18 protein-coding genes and 4 pseudogenes are annotated in these 19,431 nt (G+C 50.9%); 13 read left to right on the top strand and 9 right to left on the bottom strand.

Translation table 11 applies throughout. The features are described 5' to 3' along the window. Positions 1-78: 78 nt before the first annotated feature. The 4 genes and pseudogenes from HS1genome_RS07200 to HS1genome_RS12015 form a co-directional block, all read left to right on the top strand. Positions 79-282: pseudogene (locus HS1genome_RS07200) on the top strand (RNA-guided endonuclease TnpB family protein); the annotation flags it as partial. Positions 283-1,059: 777 nt separating this feature from the next. Beyond that, positions 1,060-1,338, top strand: coding sequence for a hypothetical protein (locus HS1genome_RS07195; protein ID WP_126450198.1), 279 nt, complete (start codon positions 1,060-1,062; stop codon positions 1,336-1,338). Positions 1,339-1,346: 8 nt separating this feature from the next. Beyond that, positions 1,347-1,634 carry a hypothetical protein gene (locus HS1genome_RS07190; RefSeq protein WP_126450197.1) on the top strand — a complete coding sequence of 96 codons (288 nt, stop codon included), beginning with the start codon at positions 1,347-1,349 and terminating at the stop codon, positions 1,632-1,634. Between the two features lie 102 nt (positions 1,635-1,736). Continuing rightward, entirely contained in the window at positions 1,737-1,904 is a 168-nt protein-coding gene (locus tag HS1genome_RS12015) for a hypothetical protein (protein ID WP_158613740.1), read from the top strand. 210 nt (positions 1,905-2,114) lie between these two features. On the opposite strand, the gene HS1genome_RS13180 is transcribed toward HS1genome_RS12015, so the two are convergent. Further along, positions 2,115-2,354, bottom strand: coding sequence for a hypothetical protein (locus tag HS1genome_RS13180; RefSeq protein ID WP_126450196.1), 240 nt, complete (start codon positions 2,352-2,354; stop codon positions 2,115-2,117). Positions 2,355-2,493: 139 nt separating this feature from the next. On the opposite strand from HS1genome_RS13180, the gene HS1genome_RS07180 reads away from it, so the two are divergent. After that, positions 2,494-2,817, top strand: coding sequence for an amidohydrolase family protein (locus HS1genome_RS07180; RefSeq protein ID WP_126450195.1), 324 nt, complete (start codon positions 2,494-2,496; stop codon positions 2,815-2,817). Between the two features lie 30 nt (positions 2,818-2,847). Here the strand turns inward: HS1genome_RS07180 and HS1genome_RS07175 are convergent, their stop codons facing one another. From HS1genome_RS07175 to HS1genome_RS07140, 8 genes and pseudogenes are all read right to left on the bottom strand, one after another. After that, positions 2,848-3,897: a glycosyltransferase family 2 protein gene (locus HS1genome_RS07175; protein WP_229768281.1), complete on the bottom strand. Its 1,050-nt coding sequence runs from the start codon at positions 3,895-3,897 to the stop codon at positions 2,848-2,850. 9 nt (positions 3,898-3,906) lie between these two features. Continuing rightward, positions 3,907-4,629 carry a CBS domain-containing protein gene (locus HS1genome_RS07170; protein WP_126450194.1) on the bottom strand — a complete coding sequence of 241 codons (723 nt, stop codon included), beginning with the start codon at positions 4,627-4,629 and terminating at the stop codon, positions 3,907-3,909. Positions 4,630-5,021: 392 nt separating this feature from the next. Next, positions 5,022-6,685 (bottom strand): annotated as a pseudogene (gene soxC / locus HS1genome_RS12675) (proton pump complex cytochrome B SoxC). A 6-nt stretch (positions 6,686-6,691) separates the two neighbouring features. Continuing rightward, positions 6,692-7,642 (bottom strand): Rieske 2Fe-2S domain-containing protein, encoded by a 951-nt coding sequence (locus tag HS1genome_RS07160; protein WP_126450193.1) that lies wholly within the window; start codon positions 7,640-7,642, stop codon positions 6,692-6,694. A gap of 442 nt (positions 7,643-8,084) precedes the next feature. Beyond that, complete coding sequence (locus HS1genome_RS07155; RefSeq protein WP_126450192.1) at positions 8,085-8,669, bottom strand: DUF1404 domain-containing protein; 585 nt, start codon at positions 8,667-8,669, stop codon at positions 8,085-8,087. A gap of 232 nt (positions 8,670-8,901) precedes the next feature. Further along, positions 8,902-9,501, bottom strand: a complete 600-nt coding sequence (locus HS1genome_RS07150) for a sulfocyanin (RefSeq protein ID WP_126450191.1) — start codon at positions 9,499-9,501, stop codon at positions 8,902-8,904. A gap of 62 nt (positions 9,502-9,563) precedes the next feature. Beyond that, a pseudogene (locus HS1genome_RS07145) lies at positions 9,564-10,103 on the bottom strand (DUF1404 domain-containing protein); the annotation flags it as partial. A gap of 36 nt (positions 10,104-10,139) precedes the next feature. Beyond that, positions 10,140-12,530, bottom strand: coding sequence for a cbb3-type cytochrome c oxidase subunit I (locus HS1genome_RS07140; RefSeq protein ID WP_126451365.1), 2,391 nt, complete (start codon positions 12,528-12,530; stop codon positions 10,140-10,142). Positions 12,531-12,841: 311 nt separating this feature from the next. Between HS1genome_RS07140 and HS1genome_RS07135 the strand changes: the two genes are divergently transcribed. From HS1genome_RS07135 to HS1genome_RS07100, 8 genes and pseudogenes are all read left to right on the top strand, one after another. Further along, entirely contained in the window at positions 12,842-13,582 is a 741-nt protein-coding gene (locus HS1genome_RS07135; RefSeq protein WP_126450189.1) for a Rieske 2Fe-2S domain-containing protein, read from the top strand. 1 nt (position 13,583) lies between these two features. Then, on the top strand, positions 13,584-15,143 hold the full coding sequence (locus HS1genome_RS07130; protein WP_229768283.1) for a cytochrome b: 1,560 nt from the start codon (positions 13,584-13,586) through the stop codon (positions 15,141-15,143). Then, positions 15,140-15,586 carry a cytochrome c oxidase subunit II gene (locus HS1genome_RS07125; protein ID WP_126450187.1) on the top strand — a complete coding sequence of 149 codons (447 nt, stop codon included), beginning with the start codon at positions 15,140-15,142 and terminating at the stop codon, positions 15,584-15,586. Before HS1genome_RS07130 ends, HS1genome_RS07125 begins: the two co-directional genes overlap by 4 nt. 6 nt (positions 15,587-15,592) lie before the next feature. Further along, a complete protein-coding gene (locus HS1genome_RS07120) occupies positions 15,593-16,063 on the top strand; it encodes a cytochrome c oxidase subunit II (RefSeq protein ID WP_126450186.1) in 471 nt (156 codons plus the stop codon). Positions 16,064-16,068: 5 nt separating this feature from the next. Continuing rightward, the gene (locus tag HS1genome_RS07115; protein ID WP_126450185.1) at positions 16,069-16,836 is read left to right on the top strand and encodes a hypothetical protein; all 768 of its coding nucleotides are present in this window, start codon (positions 16,069-16,071) and stop codon (positions 16,834-16,836) included. A gap of 95 nt (positions 16,837-16,931) precedes the next feature. Next, positions 16,932-17,389: pseudogene (soxA, locus tag HS1genome_RS07110) on the top strand (proton pump complex quinol oxidase subunit SoxA). Next, complete coding sequence (locus tag HS1genome_RS07105) at positions 17,389-18,888, top strand: cbb3-type cytochrome c oxidase subunit I (protein WP_126450184.1); 1,500 nt, start codon at positions 17,389-17,391, stop codon at positions 18,886-18,888. The pseudogene soxA and the gene HS1genome_RS07105 overlap by 1 nt, the downstream one beginning before the upstream one ends. Beyond that, on the top strand, positions 18,888-19,373 hold the full coding sequence (locus HS1genome_RS07100) for a sulfocyanin-like copper-binding protein (protein ID WP_158613739.1): 486 nt from the start codon (positions 18,888-18,890) through the stop codon (positions 19,371-19,373). The genes HS1genome_RS07105 and HS1genome_RS07100 overlap by 1 nt, the downstream gene beginning before the upstream one ends. The last annotated feature ends 58 nt before the right edge of the window (positions 19,374-19,431 follow it).

The raw sequence follows: 19,431 nt of genomic DNA, 5'->3' as shown, positions 1-19,431 counted from the left end.
AAGTTTTTAAATCTCCGAATGTTTAAATTTTTTGTAGAATAAAACGTGTCCCCGTAGGGGGGATGCCCGACAAGGGCTCTACACATCCCCGAGTCCCGAGGATCTGGGAGTGGAGGGCAACTCCCAGTGAGGGATAGGGGTAATGAGCTGAAGGCCCACCCCGTGGTCCACCTCTGGACGAACGGAGCGGGGTGGGTAGTTCCCACAATCTGCGAAGCGATGAAGGTGAAGGCGGTAAACCACGAACCCGTGATCCGCCCTAAGGGAACCCTCGCCCTTTAGGGCGGGGAGGAGGTCAGCCGTCTCTGAAGTACGTCGACAAATGTTGAGGTTCACTCTCCCCCTACAACGGGGGGTGAGGTTAGGAAGGTAGGCGGTAGACAGAGGCGGCCTCGAATTCTCTTCCCTTCATCATACAGGTGGGGTAAATTGGGAAACAGTGATCATCTTGAATTAGGGTGTGGTAACTGGCAGGTCTTCCTCGAATAGCTCCAAAGGTCTAGTCTAGGGTCCCGAACTGTTTGAGTTAAGACACGGTTTCGTTTAGTCTGTGAACTACCTCGCTCTTACAACCGCGCGTCCTGGCGACGAGGGTTTCCCGTAGCGACCTCGACGGCCGTCCACAGAGGAGGTTCCATGGAACAGTTCTGTGGAACGCGCCAAAGGGGGTTAAGAGCCTCGCTTTCCACTTGGTTCCCCCAGTCCCTAGGGTGCCCAACACTCACAGCCGAGGTCTAAAATATTATTAATTTTCTTTATAAAAAACTTTTTCTATAAGTGGACCGTCACTAGGAAGGGAGAATTCCGCCCTCCCCCCTCCCGATGAGTTAAACACTACATTAACTAGGGACTCTAAATCAACAGTATGAAAGTGGGCGCAGGGACCATTTCAGCACTGGGAAACTTTCAGGATACCGCGCTGCGCGTCGCACTCGTCGTTATCTTTCCTGGGGCGGATCGGGAGGGAAATTGAGCTAGCGGTCAGCTCACCTGACGCGAGAGCACAGGAGAGTTTTCCCCTCATTGAAAGATTTATATTACTTCAGTCCAACTAAATCGATGAAACTTAGTTCGAGGGTGGGACTGTCGGTTTCCGCCACACTTTTGCAGTGGTTCCTCCTTTTTTTGGGGGAGGAGCTCAGGCCCCACCTACGTTTCTTACCTTTCCTTAACCTGCTTCGTCCTGGGGATCCTTCCTCTTTCAGCTACTTCTTCAACGTGTTCCTAGGGGACCTAGGGATCGGTGTCCTAAGTCTGGCACCTATCGTAGGGGAGATCCTGCTCGTCGCGGTCGATTTCAACACAGGGACCATAATAGGAAGGGGTAGTCTCCCCTAGCCCTACTGTTGAAGTTAATGGGACTCCCCAGCTCTTGGCTGGAGTTAGGGGCGCTGGGACTACTTGCGGCAGAGGGCATGGCGCTGACTACAGCTGTACTGAGAGGGAGGTTAGTGAGGGAACTAGAGGTTCTCTGGAAAGTGTTCTTGATATCCACCTACCTCCTGCTAGGATCGGCCTTCCTTGAGGTAGCGGAAGAGGCGTTGAGGTCGGCCGCTGCCTTGAGTTGGGTAGGATTCGTTCCCTTCGCTCTCACCGCTGCCTTAGCGTACAAGTGGTGGACTGTGGAGAAGTGAGTGGTAGAACTGAGGGGGAGAGTTTCGTACTCCAGTCAGAAGGGTGCTATAAGTATACCAAGAAGCTGAGGTGCCCGTTCCCATCGACGAGCCCAGAAGCTCGTGGTGGTAGACGCACACTTACACCTTGGACTCGTGGACTTCCCGTCCAACTGCGACAGACTCAGGAAAGTAACGGACGGTCTCGGCGATAGATCGGAGGACGAGAACGTGGAGATAGAGAAATTTGGTACTCGTCCCCTCTTTTTCCTGTTGCTCCAAACTCTCTGAAGACGGGTTTTTGGCAACAAAGAAGCGCGTATAAGGAAGATGAAAGGTTCTTCCAGCTAGGGACCGTTAACCCAAAGTGTGACAGTGCGAGGGAATCTTGGAATGTCAATATGTTGCGGGGATCGTTAGAGCGAAACTTCACCCCGTCAACCACGGTTGTCCTCCTAATGGCTATAGGGAGGAGGGAGGAATGAAGGGACTAGCAGAGGTCTACAAGTTCGCCGAGCCCAACAGGTTTCCTCTGACTTCCTCCCCGCCCTGGAAGGGACGAGGGTTCCCTCCCAGAGGGCTCATCGTTCCCACCATCGGTTCGGGTTTACATGTCTCGTTTGGTGGGCAGTCGAGTGGATCAGAGATCCACTCCCATCTGAAGAGGAGGGGACTTTCACCCATTACGTCTAGTCCCTTAAAGGAAATTGAAGCCGCTGCTCGCTCCTCCCTCAGTCCCATTAAACCTTAGATCGAGCTGGGGAGGAGCGTCGTTAGTACCACTAAGAGAAATTTTAACAAAGAAGTATAAATATGAGGGGGCTGTCCGTCCCCGCCGTGAAGGGCGAGGCTTTACGCCCCCTCAACTCCCGACTTTGTAATGTTTCACACCGGAACCAGCTTGGGTGAGGGGGATAGGAACAAGTACGGCGATCCCATACTCCTTGACGACGTAATTAAGGACAACAACCTTACAGTAGTCATAGCCCACGCAGGAAGGCCCTTGTGGTGGGACCTAGCCTTCTTCTTGGCGAGAAGCTATCCCGACATCTACTTGGAGCTCTCTTGGTTCCTTCCCGAATCGCTCAAGAGCTACATTTCCAGGCTCGATCAAGTTTTAGAGAAGTCCATTTACGGAAGCGACTTTCCCAGCTACAAGGAACAGCGCCTAACTGGACATCCCTCGAGGTCTTGTAACGAGTGAAGGATCCTAGGGTCCTGAGGGAGAACTCTGTCAAGGTCTTTCACCTTTGATGCTGAGGTGGTACTCTACTCCGCGCCAAATCACCTTGTTTTCCCTCCACTTCATGACTAGGAGTGCGAAGGCGTAGAATATGGCTGGAACTGACATGAGTATCCCCGGCAATGCCCAGGACTTCAACTTCCTCGCTCTCAAGGCGTTCTTCGCGGCCCACAGTGGAAAGGGAATCAATCCCACCCACGCTCCGGTCAGGAGGGAACCTATCAAGAGAAAGGAGAAGAAGGAACCTATAACGAGAAAAACTCTAGCGCCACGAGGCGAGTACTTCCTTATAGTTACTATCTGTCTCGTCGACCAAGAGAGGAGGCTCCTCTCGTCGTAGACGTTAGCGGGAATGGCCTCCCCTAAGAAGGCTATCTTCCCTCCCCTCTCCTTAACCAACCTAGTCAGGGTGCAGTCGTCACACCACTCCTTGGACATCTCCTCTATGGCCTCCCGATCCAAGAAATCTCTCCTGAAGGCCATGGAACCTCCCCACAGGAACCTCCCTCCTACGAACTGGGACTCGAAACCCAGAGTCCAAAATCCCGCCCTCAGGAGGTTCCTCAGAGTTAGCTTGTTGGGCCTGGGCCAAGAGAAGGTGGTGGTGGCTGCGTATCTGTCGAGAGGTGCAACCATTGTCCTGAGCCAGTTGCTAGGGTAAAACGTGTCGGAATCGGCGAAGACTATCACCTCGCCTCCCGCTACCCCGAGGCCGCTAAGCTGAGCCCTCACCTTCCCGCTGCAGCCGTCGCATTTGAAGGAGCTCACAACCGACTTCACGCCCAACTGCACCAATTCCTGGTATACCTCGTCCTCTCCGTCGGTGACGTATATGACCTCGTAGTTCGGGTAATCCTGGGACAGGAGGGAACGAACGTTGTCCCTAAAGCCTATGTCGCGTCCCTTAACCGGAACTATCACCGAGGCCTTGGGACAGCAGAACATTCCAGAGTTGCCGAAGAGCTCCCTTTCCTTCCAAATCTGAGCCAGAAGTAAAACCGCGGCAATGGCACCTAGGGCGTCGAAGATGTAACCTATCACTTGGCGCCTCTAGAGTGCGTTATATAAAAGTCTTACAAGGTCCCTCTCCGTGACTATTCCATCTTCTACTATGGCAGCCCCCACCGCCGGCCTCTGGTAGAGCTTCCTGGCGACTTCCCCTACCGTCGTGCCGAATATCGGCTCCTCCGAGAACTTCAGGACAGGCTCGTAGAGTATGTCGGGTCTGTAGTCCAGCAAGACCCCCTTAAGGATCAGGAACAAGGTAGTCAATGCTCTCACGTTACTCTCAGAGCCCACAGGTAACCTCCTTATGTTTCTCTTTATCATGAGCTCCATAGCCTCCTCCACGGTGAACTCTTCGTCGGCGAAGATTATCGGCCTGCTCGATATGGATCTCGCCTCCACAGCTGACTGGAACAACCTGGGTAAAACAGTGTGTTCCGTCACAGTCCCTTTGTAAGTCGTAGAAACTACCGGAACCGCACCTACGTTCCTTTCTACCATCAACCTTATGGCTTCCTCCTCGTTCGGAGCAACTACGGGATCGGGGGTCATCACAGAAGCCACTCCGGTCTCCATTAGTACCTCCAAGTTCCCGAACTCTAGGAGTTCCACGCCCTCCTCCATAGGAATGAAGAGGCGTGAAGCTACGTCCTTAAGGCTCAATATTCCGACCACCTCTCCCTCATCCAGAACCACGGCGTGATACTCCTGCTTATCTATCATGCCCTTGAGGGCCTCCCTCACGGAAGACCCTAAGTTTACTTCCACGCGACGCGACTATTTCCTAAGCTTAAAAAGGTTGGCTTCAGGAGGGGATAGAGACCAGTGACGAGAGAACTTAGAGAGGGATATTACTCCCTCGCCCTCATCGATGGTTCCCACCCTCTGTTCAAGGTTAAGTCTAAGTATGGCGGTTGAACGCGGAGCACCTCCAGATGAGAGGTAGGAAACTAGTGTCAAGCTGTTTATGAATTCCCCATGGTGCAGGGAAGCGTTCACGATCTTTCTCATTTCCTCCAAGAGGATGAGGAGAGACGCTCGGCCAAAATCGCCCGAAAATCACTCTAACTCTACGTGGGGGGGAGGGAGATTCCTTCATAGGAGAATTTTCACATCCCTGTGACTGAGAACGCTCAACATAGGACGGCTATAAAACGAATTTACTTAGCGTAGGCCACGAAGTGGTACATGCCTATGGACTGGCCCCACAGGACCAACACTAGTCCTATGAGCGCTCCTGCCACGTTAGAGAGGGGGCCGGTGACTGGCAGGTTCCAGACTATAACTAGTAATGCTACGGACAGGATAGCCATCACTACTGTGGCATAAGTGGCCAACTTCTTCTTGAACTCTAAGCTTCCCTGCGCGCCAGTTCCTACGGTGGTCTCGAGTGCCTTAGTGGGAGGTAGAGAGGCCTTTGGTACCATGTTACCAGTGTTGAGGATAAGCCCAGCGACGAGAGGTATCAGTATTCCAAGGCCTACCACGCTAGGACTTCTCATGAAGTCGAACAGTGTACCGGCAGTCAGAAGTATCAACACCGCCATGTAAAGCGAATTCAAATGGCTGGACATTCCCTTGAAGTTGAAGCCTCTCTCTCTAGGCTTAAGCGGAGCCACAACCAACGCCGCAATCACTGCGGGTGGTAGTAGAACCTCCACCTGTTGAGTGAAGGGAGCGGGCACGCCAGGATCGAGGTAACCCCACACTGTGAGCTCAACTATGGCCGAGACGAAGACGATGCCCACCCAGGTCCAGAACTTCCTCCTTAGGGGACTCAGGTACTTGCTCCTGTCCAAGAAGGGGACTAGGAGCAGCAGCACAAGTCCCACCACCATTATTGCTATGTCGTCGCTCTGTGTGAGAGGTTGACCGTTTGGAAGTAGGAAGTCAACGATCTTATAGAAGAAGAGGAAGAACCAAGGTGGATAGGCGGGCACTGTGGCGGCGGCGGCAGTATTGGGAGCTGGAGCTGGGGCCGGATTTACAAGCAGGGGGAGCTTGACTGCCATGAGCTGGTTTAGAGCAGCCAAGGTGTTGGGGACTATCATTATCACCCCCCAAGTGGTCAATATTATTGACATCATGTATATGAAGTTCCTCGGCCACCACGCGTTGAACTTCATCCACTCCGACTTCTTGTAGTACGCGGGAGCGTAAGGCTTCTCCTTCCTAGACGGCAACATTCCGTAGGTCTCAGCTAGGAAGAGGTGCACACCGAACAGTAGTCCCAGCAGTGCCACGAATATTATGTGCCAACCTAAGAGCCTGGAAAACAGGGAAGTTCCTGAGCCAGCACCGAACAGCCAGCTCTCTATCGTATCTCCCCCGGTATCCCTAGAGATATAAGGCCTGAGCCAACGCCTATGGCGTCTACCCCTAGGACGTCGCCAACCATACTGTAACCGAAGAAGGAAGCACCCAACGTTACGGCGAACAGGAGAACACCTAAAATCCACACGAACTCTCTCGGCTTCTTGTAGGCTCCTGAGAAGAAGTTCCTCACACCGTGAACGTAGAGAAGGACGATCATGGCGTAGGCTGCGTAAAGGTGAGAGAATAGGATTACGGAGCCGTAGGGTACGTTGTGTATGACGAACTGAGTTTGATTGTAAGCGTTGCCTGGGTCGTAGTAGAGCAAGAGGGGAAGTCCAGTGAGGACCGCGAAGAAGAAAGCTGCGGCCGTTGTGGCGCCGAGCCAGTAGTTCAGCTTATACATGTAGTCGGGTGTCCTGAAGAAGGGTAGATCGTCGAGGCCGAACTTCTTCTCTATTATCTCTTGGATTCCAGGAACTTCCTTTTCCTCCCTGTCTTCCTCGGCCATGCTAACTCACCTGAACGTGTTTATTGTGGCTTCAACCTCGGTCGTGCCCGTGTAGTCGCTGTTCATCGTCGGTAACGGGAATCCCTCCAAATCGTTTCCGTTTGGAGCCCCGAATATGGGTACACCTATCATTCTAGTCACGTAAAGGTAATCAGTGCTGGGGTCCCACACGAGCTCAGCTGTAGGAAGGGGCCTCGTGGTAGGGCCAGTAAGTACGGCCGCTCCCCTGTAGGGATCGTAGGTGGAGCCGTGACAGTCGCAGTGTATTATAGCTGGGACGTTAGCGGCTCGGGCAGCGGCCAGTGCCTGGGGAGTCAATAGGTTGGGGTCAGCGGCGCTGAGCTGGGCTGGACTTACGTATTGGGGGGGATAGAAGTGTATTTCCGGAGGCCTGCAACCCAGGTGTTGGCATATGGCGCTGTAAGCCACTATGGACTTCTTCGGACCCACTCCTCCAGGGAACAAGTACACCTCCCCTGTCGCTGGGACGGTAACCTTAGCTGGAGGTACCTGTACCTCGTTCCCCTGGGCGTCCCCCAACCTCAAAATGAAGTTTGGGTCGTTAACCATGGGATAGGTGAAAAGAGTAATGATTGGGGAATTGACAGGAATAAGTGTGGTGTCGGAGGCCTTTACTGGATCACCGTTGGAGTCCACCAACAACAAAGTCGGGAACTTGGGCAGCGTGGTCAGGGGTTGATTGAGGTACCCTAGAACCCGAGGGATCGACCCCAGAACAGCGACTGCGCTAACTCCTATTATAAGGCCCTTTAAGAAGGTCCTTCTCTCCTCGTTAACCGGCTCCACGTTCTCGTTAACGTAATTGTAAAGGTAATCCCTCCCTTCGCTGGCGAACCTAGAGGGGTCGAACTTGGTCTTGGGATCCTTCATAGCCCTAAGGAGCTTTCGCAGGAAGATTATGTCGTTCCTCCTCGCGATTACCTTCCCGCCTTCCATAAACCTACACTGAAGATTATGGGGATTTAGCGTAATTAAACTTTATGTCAAAGTTTCTAATTAATTAAAAAGTTATTTCTGTCAAATTAAGTACATAAACCTCTTTTCATCACCCTACAACGAACAGGTTGCTTCTCGTCCTAGAGTTTTTAACAGAGGGGGGTTAGGGGAAAGTCCCCTTCCGTGATGGTGGACAACCTCCCTTATAGAAAGGTTTTATAATTAAAAATAATTTTTAGACTCTGGGTGTAAGAGCTGGGTCGCACCCTAGGGGCTGGGGGAACTCACGCCCGTGGAGAGGAAACCCTCCGTGATCCCCCTTCCGTACTATTCACAGAAAGGTTCCACGGAACCTCCGCTACGGAAGGGGATCTAGGTTCCTCCGGGAAGCAGGAAGTCTCCATCGCGAGGCGGGGATGCCTCGTCCTGGGGGTGGGGTAGTTCACAAAATTGATAGCTTCTTGAAGAAAAGGTACGCTACGTACCCAAGAAACGCGTTCATTAGGACTATCATTGTCACTCCCGTCACGAAGAATTGGGATGGACTGGTATAAGGAGAGAACGGAATCGCGTTTCTGGTGTAAGGGTAGCTATAGAACATGAAAAGGAAGGACAATGCTGTGTCCGCCACCATGTATAATATAAAGAGAATCACCTTGAAGTTGAAGGAGAACAACCTTAAGGAAGCGCCCACTAGGAGCCCTCCGAGGGTGATGGTAAGCTCGTCCAGGACTCTCCCCCAGATGAATGCCGCACCCAGAGCGAAAAGGTAGGGGAGATGCCAGGCCACTATAGGTATCAGACCCACAACTAAGGTCCATCTCCTAGCCCTTAAGGATGTTCTGAAAGTCGAGAACCCGAGGAGCAGTCCAGCTAAGACTAACCCGTAATGGGATAGCATGTAAGGCAGTGGGTTTAGGCTTATGGCTTCTTCTACGGGTGGATTAACGAAGGCAACCACTAGGAGTGCGGCGGGAACAACGTACTTCAGTGAGCTCCTAGACCACGTGAATCGGATCGCTTCCATGGTAAACTGCCATGATTCGAAGATATTTAGGGTTTGTATCAAACTTTCAATTCCTTCTAGGGTGCTTCTCCATAGGCATGAGTTCCCCCAGCCCCTAGGGTGCGACCCAGCTCTTACACCCAGAGTCTAAAAATTATTTTTATTATTATAAAACCTTTCTATAAGGGAGGTTGTCCACCATCACGGAAGGGGACTTTCGCGTCTTTGACTCCCGTAAAGTTAAAAAATCCATTCACGATGACGAGACCACGACGTAGGGTTGGGTCACTGAGGGCGAGACCACGACATCCACCCACATACCAGAGGCAGCGTGTCCAGTGATGCCGCAAGCGAACCAGTAGTCACCGGGCGCTATGTCCTGGTATAACCCAGACGCGCTCTGGCCTCCGCTCAGTCCTTGAAGTTGGTAGGTGCTTGACGTCGCGCCGATTGTGAGGAGAATTTTCCCGTCCTCAGCTATGTCTCCGCTCTGAGGAATCGCCGTATTGTTCTGGACCAGATTGAGGTTGTGAGGGAGGGACTCTTGGTTCTCGTAGGTGATGTTGAGGTTCCACCCCGCGGGAACGTATATGATCATGGAACCGAAGCTCGTGCCGTTGAAGTTGAACTGTGAGGAACTGGAGGACAAGGTGACCAGTTTGATGTAAACCGTCTTAGTGGAGTTGTCGTAAGGCAAGATTACCTTTGAGGGACCAGAAGAGGTCGTTGTTGAACTTGTAGGAGGGGCTGAGAGTACTTGATACTGGCTGTAAGCGTAAAGAGCGGCAGCTAGGACGACGGCCGCTACCACGAACGCGACCACGACCGAAAAGGTTTGGGAGACCGCCTTCATTCCTCTCAAGTGACTTACGCACAGCGGATAATAAATCTATTTTTACATTTAACTTAAAACAACTATACATTATGATATTCAGTCTTATCTAACTCTTCCCTGAACATGTCGTTAAGGAGCTTTATTATGAGTATGACGACGGTCACGTTCATGAAGATAAACATCGCAATTCCGGCGAATCCCAACTGCGACGAGGAGTAAGGAGAGGTGACGATGTATCTGCTCGTGTAGTAGGCGCCACCGGTCATGAAAATGGTGGAGAGGACCGTATCTCCTGTCATCCAGAGACCTAGCAGGTAGAACTTGAACTTCCTAGTCAGGGAGTCTAGGATTCCACCTAGCAGAATTCCCGAACAAGTGAGCGTGAGTACTGCCAAGACCTCGACTCCCGACGAGGAGGCGGCCAATGCAAAGGGATATGGAATGTGCCAGAAGACTGGGACCGACACTCCCACCACTAGGGATGCTATTGGACTTACTCGTAACTTCACCGATCTGCCCACTAAGATGCCTGTACCGTAGTCCAAGTAGTGCAGCATGACGTAGAGTGCAGCGTATCGTGGTATGAGATCCCAAGTCAGCGGATTGTTAAACAGAAGGAGGGCTAAGGGGAAAAAACTTCCTCAAGTCCATTGAAATCACGGGTGATAAATGGGCAACTGAAGGTAGAGCATCGTGAACACCACGACCCATATAGCATCAACGAAGTGCCAGTAGTAGGTCGACATTGTAGCGGCCTGGAATGGCCTGATCTTTGTGGTCCTCAGTAAAGTGAAGCCCCACAATGTTAACCCCATCATGACGTGAAAACCGTGTAACCAGACTATGCTGTAGAAGAAAGCGGTGAAGACGTCAGTTTGAGGTGTGAAGTGGACTATGTGAGTGAACTCGTATATCTGTCCGCTCAGGAACGTAAGTCCCATTAGGAATGTTAGTGCTGCAGTGGCCTTGAACAACTTCTCCTTCCCCTTCATCATGAAGTGGTGGGAGAAGTGAGCTGGGATAGAGCTCGACAACAGGATCACAGTCATAGCCAACGGGAGGCCGTACCAGTCCACCCTAAGGGGCGGGAGAAGTTGAGCCGACGGAGTGATGTTCCTCACGTATAGGTAACCTCCTATGAAGGAACTGAAGAGGAATATCTCGGCTATTATGAACAGAAGTATCGGAGTCTTCACTTCCTTGGCCTGCTCGATCCCCCTCTCTATCGTGGGTACCCCTTCACTCTCAGTGGTGACTTGAGGTGAAGTCACGGTGGAAGAGACCTTGACTCCAGGAAGAGAACCTACGTGAGGCATGGCGAAAGTTGAAGGTTTGAAGTAATCGTGGTACATCCACGCCACGCCGAAGCCCAGGAACGCTAAAATGGAGAGTAGTCCCTCAGGCAACATGCCGTGCAGAATCAGTAGGAATCCGATCGCGGGGAAGGAGAGCATTAACCCAAGCACGGCGGGGTAGAACGTTCCGTGCCTGTGCTCTGGCTCGGAGCCGTCCATTTCCTTACCGAAGGTAAGAGGTAGTGCGACTGGCCTTATGTTGAAGTCTGGAAGGCCAATCGCCTCTCCTCCCCAGGGGTCCAAACCGACAACCCTGGGACCCCGCAACCAGGCCCAGATCAACGTTCCAACTAGTAACAATAGACCCAATCCCTCTATCACGGCTCCCACGTCTATGAAGTTCTGGAACGGTTGGTACATGGGTGCGGGAACAACTGCGTACCTCCTGGGCATGCCAAGCACGCCGTCGATTGTCATCCCAGTAGCTATCACGAAAGCTCCTACTACGATCATCAACATGGAAGTCTTGCCTAGCTCGTGGTCGAACCTTTTACCTGTGAAGTAAGGGAAGTAATACATCACTCCACCTAAAAGCCCCACTAAGATGGCGAACACCATGTAATGGAAGTGACCGACAACGAGGTAGGTTCCGTTGAAAGCGTAATCCAAGGGAATTAGCGGAAAGAACACCCCCGTTATCCCGCCTACAAGGAATAGAGCTATGAAACCCAGAGCCGCAATGGCTGGTCCTGTGAACCTTAGTCTTCCTCCGTACAGAGTGGCAGTCCAGTTAAGGACTTTTATTCCGGATGGAATCGCTATCGCCATGGTCATGGCGGAGGTTATAAGGTTGGCAATGGGATTTATCACGGAAACGAACATGTGGTGCATCCAAACGCTGAAGACGCTGAGGAAAGCTATTGCCATTGAAGATAAGGCCAGGGCCTTGTACCCATATATCGGCCTTCCCACCATCCTAGGTAATATCTCCCCTATTATACCCATGGCGGGTAAAATGAGAATGTACACCTCGGGGTGACCGAAGAACCAAAACAGCTGTTGCCAAAGTACCGGATCTCCTCCCAACTTGTAGTTGAAGAATGGGAGGTTCCAGTTCCTCTCTAGGAACGCCATCACTAGTCCACCTGTCAAGGGAGGCAAGGCCACCATCATTAGTATAGCCGTGGCGAAGAAGCTCCACGCGAAGAGAGGCATCTTGAAGTACTTCACCTTCCTGAGTCTCAAAATTGTCATGATGAAATTTATTCCCGTGAGCGTTGTGGAGAGACCAGCAACGATTAGGGCGATCTCCACTAGGTCAACTCCGTAGCCGCCGTTCACAGCGAGGTCGGTAGAAAGTGGAGCGTACATGTACCACCCGGTGTTAATAGGACCGAAGAGAGGTGACACAGCCGTCATAATGACGGCCGGTACAAGGATCCAGAAGGAGAGAGCGTTTATCTTGGGCCAGTATAGGTCGCGAGCGCCTATCATTCTCGGAACTAGGTAGTTCCCTAGACCCGTGGAGAAGGGCATCACCATGAAGAATATCATGAATATGCCGTGGAGGCTCACTGCGTTGTAATAGGTCACTGCGCTCATGTCGTTGAAAGTGAGTTGGACTCTAATCATTGAGGCGTCGGCTGAGCCTATGACGAGGCTGACCAGCGCTAGGATTATGTACATTATACCTATGTCTGAGGCGTTGGTCGTGGTGAGTGCGATCTTGAAGTACTCACTCACTCTCCTCATGTGCTTCAGGTTTTCACCCATGGTCCGGGCTTATAAATTATTCTTTGAAAAGTACCTTTTAAAGAAAGTAGTGTCCATGAATATTATTACAATAGGTTTTACTAAAAAAAGAGTCCTCATTTAAAATGATTAATGCTAGCTGCAGGCAGAATTCAAAGTATACTTAAACACATAGAAAGAGTGTGTAAAAAAGTCTAGCTACTCCGAAATAAACTACAATAACATTCGAAGATACAAAGTTCTGGAAAGTGGAGCAGCCCATAATTATAATGAGGTAAAATTAAAAAACCCCACTGAAGTAAAAGACTCTAATGAATAGGAGAGACTTCCTTAGGCTGACGCTTGTAGTGGGTGGGGCGCTCTCCATTGTGCCTCTGGTTAAGCCAGTGTTCGACTACATGGGTTTCTACTACGAAGAATTGCCGAGCCTATCGTCGAAGTATTACGTTGCCTCTAACAAGCAAGGGCTAGAAGGATTCCCCAAGTTCAAGGTGGCCAACGTAAGTGATCTCAGCGGTTCGTGCCCCGTCTACTTCTTTGCTTATCCACTGACCAACGAACCCTGCTTCTTAGTAGATTTCAGTAAGCTGAACAACGAGAAAGACGTCTCTTTCGATAATCCTTACTACGGCAAGTTCAGGATAAACCAGAGCTTCAAAGAAATCTCCGGGGTGGGGCCCAATAACTCGATATGCGCGTTCAGTGACGTGTGCGTTCACCTGGGCTGCCAACTTCCGGCGCAGGTGCTCACGAGTAGTCCCTCCAACCCTGGCCTAAATCCATCAACCTCCATCCTTCATTGTCCGTGCCACGGTTCCATGTACAAGTTAGATGAGGGAGGATTAGTTGTAGGTGGACCTGCACCTAGGCCTCTTCCAGCCGTAATTTTAGAGTACGATGACTCCACGGGAGACATATATGCCGTGGGAACCAACGCGCCTTACTTCTCCGAGGCCGTACCAAGAATAAATCCTTCCAGCAATTTGCTGTATGACCCACGATACAACGGTTACTCAGTGCCCTCTAATCCTGCTTGCATTAAGGGTGGATAACGTGGTAGAGGAGCAGTCTAAAACTACTCTAGATAGGATATTGGATTGGTTGGACGAGAGGTTGGGGATATACGGCCACACCCTCCGTCAGTCTCCCAGATATGGATTCAGGCTGGATTACTGGTTGGGATCGTTCGTGTTGGGGGCGTTCGTCTTCGAGGTCATTACTGGAATGCTAGTGGCTATATATTACGTCCCTGGGGACCCGTATCAATCTACCCTTTTCCTTATACAGAACGTCCCCTACGGTGGTCTCCTGTTCAGCCTGCACAGTTGGGGAGCGTACGCCATGGTCTTCCTACTCCTAGTACACATGACGAGGAACTTCATAGACGGTGCCTACAGGAAACCTAGGGAACTAATGTGGATAGTGGGGACCTTACTAGCAGGACTCACCTTGACCGAAGCCTTCCTCGGGTATTCGCTACCGTACAACCTCATATCCTGGACCGCGACGACGACCGGACTGAATTTGTTCACTTATATGCCATTCAACTTAGGTAGCTTGATTTCGACCTTCACCCTCCTTCCCTCACTACCGGGAATAGCCTCGAACGTTGATCCCTTAATCCAGAGGTTCTTCGTCTTCCACTGGATAGTCGGATTCCTAATAGGTGCAGTGCTAGGGCTTCACCTCTACATATTCGAGAAACACGGGCTAACACCTCCACTGACTAAGGAACCTAACGCTCCTGAGCTCATAGATCAGTACCCAGAAAGACTCAGGAGCGACCCCAACTGGAGGCTACAGCCCCTCACTAGAACGTTCGGAATGATCGTGATGACGATGCTGCTGATCTTTGGTTCGATATTTCTCATTTCCTCGATGGTACCATTCGACATTCAGGCAACTGCCTCTGGTCTGAAGTACCTGATGCCTGCATACAACGCCGCTCTGGCTGCCCAAACCCCTCCAATTCCCGACTGGTACTTCTTATTCGTTTACTTCTTCTTCAAGTCTGTGACACCAACCTTGGCCTCCGACCTCTTCTTGGCCTGGGCAGTGATAACCGCACTGTTCCCATTCATAGACCAGTACGTGTTCAGGCACAAGGCCCCGCATCCAGTAATGAGACCGGCGGCGATTTCGTTGGGGACTGGCTTCATAGTGTCGTTCGTAGTTAACAGTATATGGGCGGACCTCACTCCGGGAAGGGACATTGGACCCATAGGGGTGGAAGTGGATGGACTCATCTTCCTTCTCAGTTTTGCAATTCTTTTCCCCACTCTAAGGTTCCTTCAAGGTAGAAGCGTAAAGGGTGAACATTTGAGCGGAGGACTGAGAAGAGGGTTTACCTCCACGAAAGCTGTCGATTCGGTCCAATTAAATGAGTCGAAAATGAAGGTGAGTCCTCGTGCCCTAATTAGGAGCTTAGAGCTCTCTGCAATTGTATTATTGATTCTTATTACCTACATGACTATAAGGCTCGCATCAATTTTAGCGGAAGGAGGGTATACCACGATCCTTCAATTCGAGGGCGGACAGCTAATTGGGACTGACATGATTTTGGCGGGAATGCTGACTTACATTTACGTGACTTTCCTAGGTGAGCAAAGATGAGCGAAATAGGAAGGTATGCGGAAATAGCCACAATAGTGTTTGCGGTAGCGTCATTAACATTCTTGGGTCTGCTCTCCTACCACTACTACCTCAACATCTACAACGGTACGTACGAACATCAGGATCCCATTGTCATAAAGGTGATAGCGAAGCAGTACGTCTGGCTCTTCCAATACCCTAACGGTACAGTTGTTCCAGATAAACTAGTGTTGAAGGCAGGACAACCTTACGAGCTACTAATCACGTCCGAAGACGTTATACACGCCCTATACTTCGTCCAATTAGGCTACAAGCTTGAGGCAATACCAGGTTACACGTACCACATGTACATCGTAGTGAACCAGCCTGGTATCTACAACATTTACTGCGCTGAGTTCTGTGGACCAGGTCACTACACCATGAAGGGAATATTGGTAGTGGTTCCGTCCAACTCCACTGGGTGAGGAGGTTTGGATCAGGGTCCCAGACTCGGCATGAAGGACTACGTCATGTGGCTCTTCACGATGCTCTTCTTCTTCGCTATGTTCATGATAGCGGGGGACTTCGGTAGACTAGGCTACTTAGCTTCTTCTCCAACAGGTGACTACGTACAACAACTATGGAGTATAACCTACTTGCTCGCGTCGATAATCTTCGGAGTCTTCATGGGTAGTTTAGTTTTCCTGGCAGTCAGGTTCAGGGCTGGAGCCGTTCAAGAGACTGCGATTCAAGTGGAAAGCGCGAAGCCGACCGACTACACCAAAGTTGCTCTACCCATCCTCATAGTAGTAGGCTTCGTCTTCGTCTACGTGATCTCACAATTTCTCTCCATACCTAGTACATCGGGGGTCGAGTTCGATACGGGAATGTTAGGAGGACTGGGACTGTTCCTTCTGGGTGCGGTTATATTCGTAGTTTACAAACAGTACTACAAGGACTGAGGGAAGTGAAAGCCAAAGTAGGTCTACTTTCTTTTATTTTAGTAGTACTTTCAATAATTCTCTATTGGTCCTGGCTATCAAGCAAAGTGAACGCCCTGCAGTTGGGCTCCACCCTGAGTCTCTACGCGGGCATAGCTTTACCCTCCCTGAGGTGGTCGTGGAGAAACCTTTCGCCGTGGCTCTCGAAGTACTTCTACGCCGTCTTCTTCCCCTACCTTTTCTTCCACTACTTCCTTTTCACTTTTCTAGTGGTAGGTGCACTTCCTCCCCTTCAATTACCTTCGAGTGTGGGGGTCGGTTTCTCGTATCCAACTGGAGGGCTCATATACGCTCCGTACATAGACTCCGAGAGCCCAGGAATCTGGATGGTAGTAGGAAACTACGTTCCTACACTAACTCCCTTCCAAGCATTCATAGGTTTCTTAGTGGCATCTCTACTTGCCGGTAACATCAGCGCAGCGGTGAAGCTGAGGAATAACCTCAGAAAGACTAGGTTGAGCACCGTTGGATTCCTTCCCATCCTCTCTGCACTCTCTGCAACCTCCTGTTGCCTTGCGATTCCTACCGTTCTTCTGATTTCGTTGGCTGCCTCTGTGGCCACGGTCACGTCAACCATACTCTCGGTCTTGGCCTCGCCAGGCTACTTTGTAATCGTTTATTTCGGCCTACCGGTGCTCTCAACCACGGTACTTGCCATGTCTCTGAAACAACTCAACTCGTTGTTGAGGAGTGGACAGAGGTCTATCGGCCTAAGGATGAAGAGGCTTGCCTAGAGCTATTTAGTTGAGCTATTTTCCTGCTTTTTCCCATTTTTAGATAACCTACATAAAACTTAAAATATGAGTGAGGAGACCTTTTCCTGATAGTTATGGGAGCCTCAGAGTGGGTGAAGAAGCACGGTGAGTTGACTTGGTTCATTGTATTGTTAATCTTGGTAGCTATATTCGCCGGATGGAGTCTCTCCGAGGTGGCAAACGGTACCTCCACTAACTACAGGTATGGCCTGCCCTTAGCGTCTGGCGTGCCCAGGCCGCTGCCGAATGGGACTCTGGTGGTCAATATGACGGCATTTCAGTGGGGCTACACTCCAGACGTGATCGTTGCTAAGCCTGGTCAGCCAGTTCTCGTGATACTTCACTCTAGGGACGTGGTTCACGGTTTCATGCTGAAGTTACCGGACGGTACAGTTAACGTTGACATAGTGCCTGGGACCTTCTCTTACGTGTTCTTTTACGCCCCCACGTTCCTGGCAACTACACTTGGAGGTGCAGCGAGTACTGTGGGATAGGCCATTCATTCATGTATGGAACACTCGAGGTGATCTGATGGCGACCCTAGGAAGGAACCTCCCTTGGACACCTCTTCCAATGCTAAAAGGTCTCACTGAGAAGTACTTCTCCCACACTACCCTAGGGACGTCGATACTGTTCACTGCAGCGGGGTTAGTGTGGCTCGCGGTCATGGGACTCGCGGCGCTCTTCTTCAGGATAATTCTCCTCAACCCCTACAACACTGAGGCCATAGCTCCGATATACTACTCTCTCCTGACACTCCACGGCTACATCGCAATGTACCTTCTGGTTCCGTTCTTGACAATAGGGATAGGCATGTACGCCATGTACAAAGAGGAAGGAATGGAGATCTCTCACTTCACACTGGTTAACGTCCTATTCTGGTTGGCCAACCTGGGCATGATAATTGCCCTCGCCGGAGGGCCTATGACCTCGTGGTACATCACTCCACCCTTAGGACTACTTCAGACTACGTTCAACTTCTACTCTGGGCCGGCTATAGCGCTCACCTATATAGGACTGTTCATCACGGAACTCTGCATAACTGGAGCTGCTGCAATAACAGTCTTCGACGGAATGAAGACTCGGAGGACGAAGGGAAGGCTCTCGATCTTTCCCACTTACGCCCTCACCTTCACTGCAATGATAGTGTTCACGACTCCCTTCTTGATGGCCGTGCTCCTGTGGTACACGCTCGCCATACTGGCGCACGTCTACGTGAACCCGACCGTTGCTTTCCTCCTATTCTGGAGCTGGGGGCACCCCGTAGTTTACTTCGTTCCTTTCGCAGTGTTCGGAGCGCTCTACGCTTACATACCTAAGTTCGCAGGTAGAAAGCTCTTCAGCGAGAAGTGGGCGAGGTGGAATTTGTTCCTTCTCTTCGTCTTCACAATGCTCGTCTGGGCTCACCACATGCTCACCTGGCCCTTACCAGTGTGGATAAGAGGCTTCGTCAACGCAAGTACGTTAATACTCGCCGCGGGCTCTGGAGTGACCGTTCTGAACCTGGGACTGACGCTCTTTCTGGCCAAGTCCTACGACTTCAAGGACGTTAGGGGACTAGCCTACTTCCTAGCACTACTGGGCTTCATAATAGCGGGATTGCCTGCACTAATTCTTCCCGAGAACGCCCTTAATCCTATCGTTCACAACACATACTACGTCGTCGGTCACTTCCACCTTATGATATGGACCATTATAATACTCGGCTCGCTGGGGATAATTTTGGATCAGTTCCTCAACGCGTTCGGAAAAATCGCACCTCTCTCGAGGCTTAGTCTCAAATCAATAAGAGCTGGACTGCTTCTGTGGTTCGGTTCTTTCCTTGTTGTGGGCTTTGCCATGATGGCGGCGGGGTACCAAGGACTGATTAGGAGGGAGATAGCTTACCCGGTCGAATTCCTACCTTACATGCAGGTGATGACTGTGTTCGCATGGTTAGGCGGAATTGGGTTCGTTCTAATGGCGGTTCCGGCCTTCTCCATGCTGACGAAGTGGGTAGTTGCCAAGTACTACGCTGGGGTGAGCGAGTAATGGCGAAGGTTGGCCTAGCGGTTCTGTTGGTGATTTTCGTCGGAACTGCTGTAATGGCAGGGTTCCTTTCTTATAACTTAGTCGCTACTTCATCACCTCCTTTTAGGCAGTACCCAGCGCCCTTCAAGAGATACGTGGGGAGTCCCCTCGGCGAGGTCCCTGTGAATCAGACGGCGATAGCGTCTCTTTCAGTGGAAAACGACCAAGTAAACGGGACCAGCAGCGGTGGAGTGACAATGTTTGTGCCTTTCAACTGGACCTTGAACTTAACAGTTTACAACGAAGAACCATTCAACCTCACGATTGAGTTCAGTAGGTCGTCCACGGAATACGTAGTTCCAGCCAACAGTTCCGAGCTTATATCCTTACCTTCGTTAGAAGTGGGGAACTACTCTCTATACATCACTGGTACTAACTTAGAATACCAAGCTTACGTGGATGTAGTACCTGGGCTCGTGAGTCCATACGTCTTCATAGGTGAGTGAAATGAGCGTAGGAGAGTTCGCAATAATAAACGCTGTAATTCTCATTCTTCTTGGATTA

The organism is Sulfodiicoccus acidiphilus (genome assembly GCF_003967175.1).
Lineage (GTDB): Archaea > Thermoproteota > Thermoprotei_A > Sulfolobales > Sulfolobaceae > Sulfodiicoccus > Sulfodiicoccus acidiphilus.
This window is presented reverse-complemented; position numbering and strand designations above follow the sequence as displayed.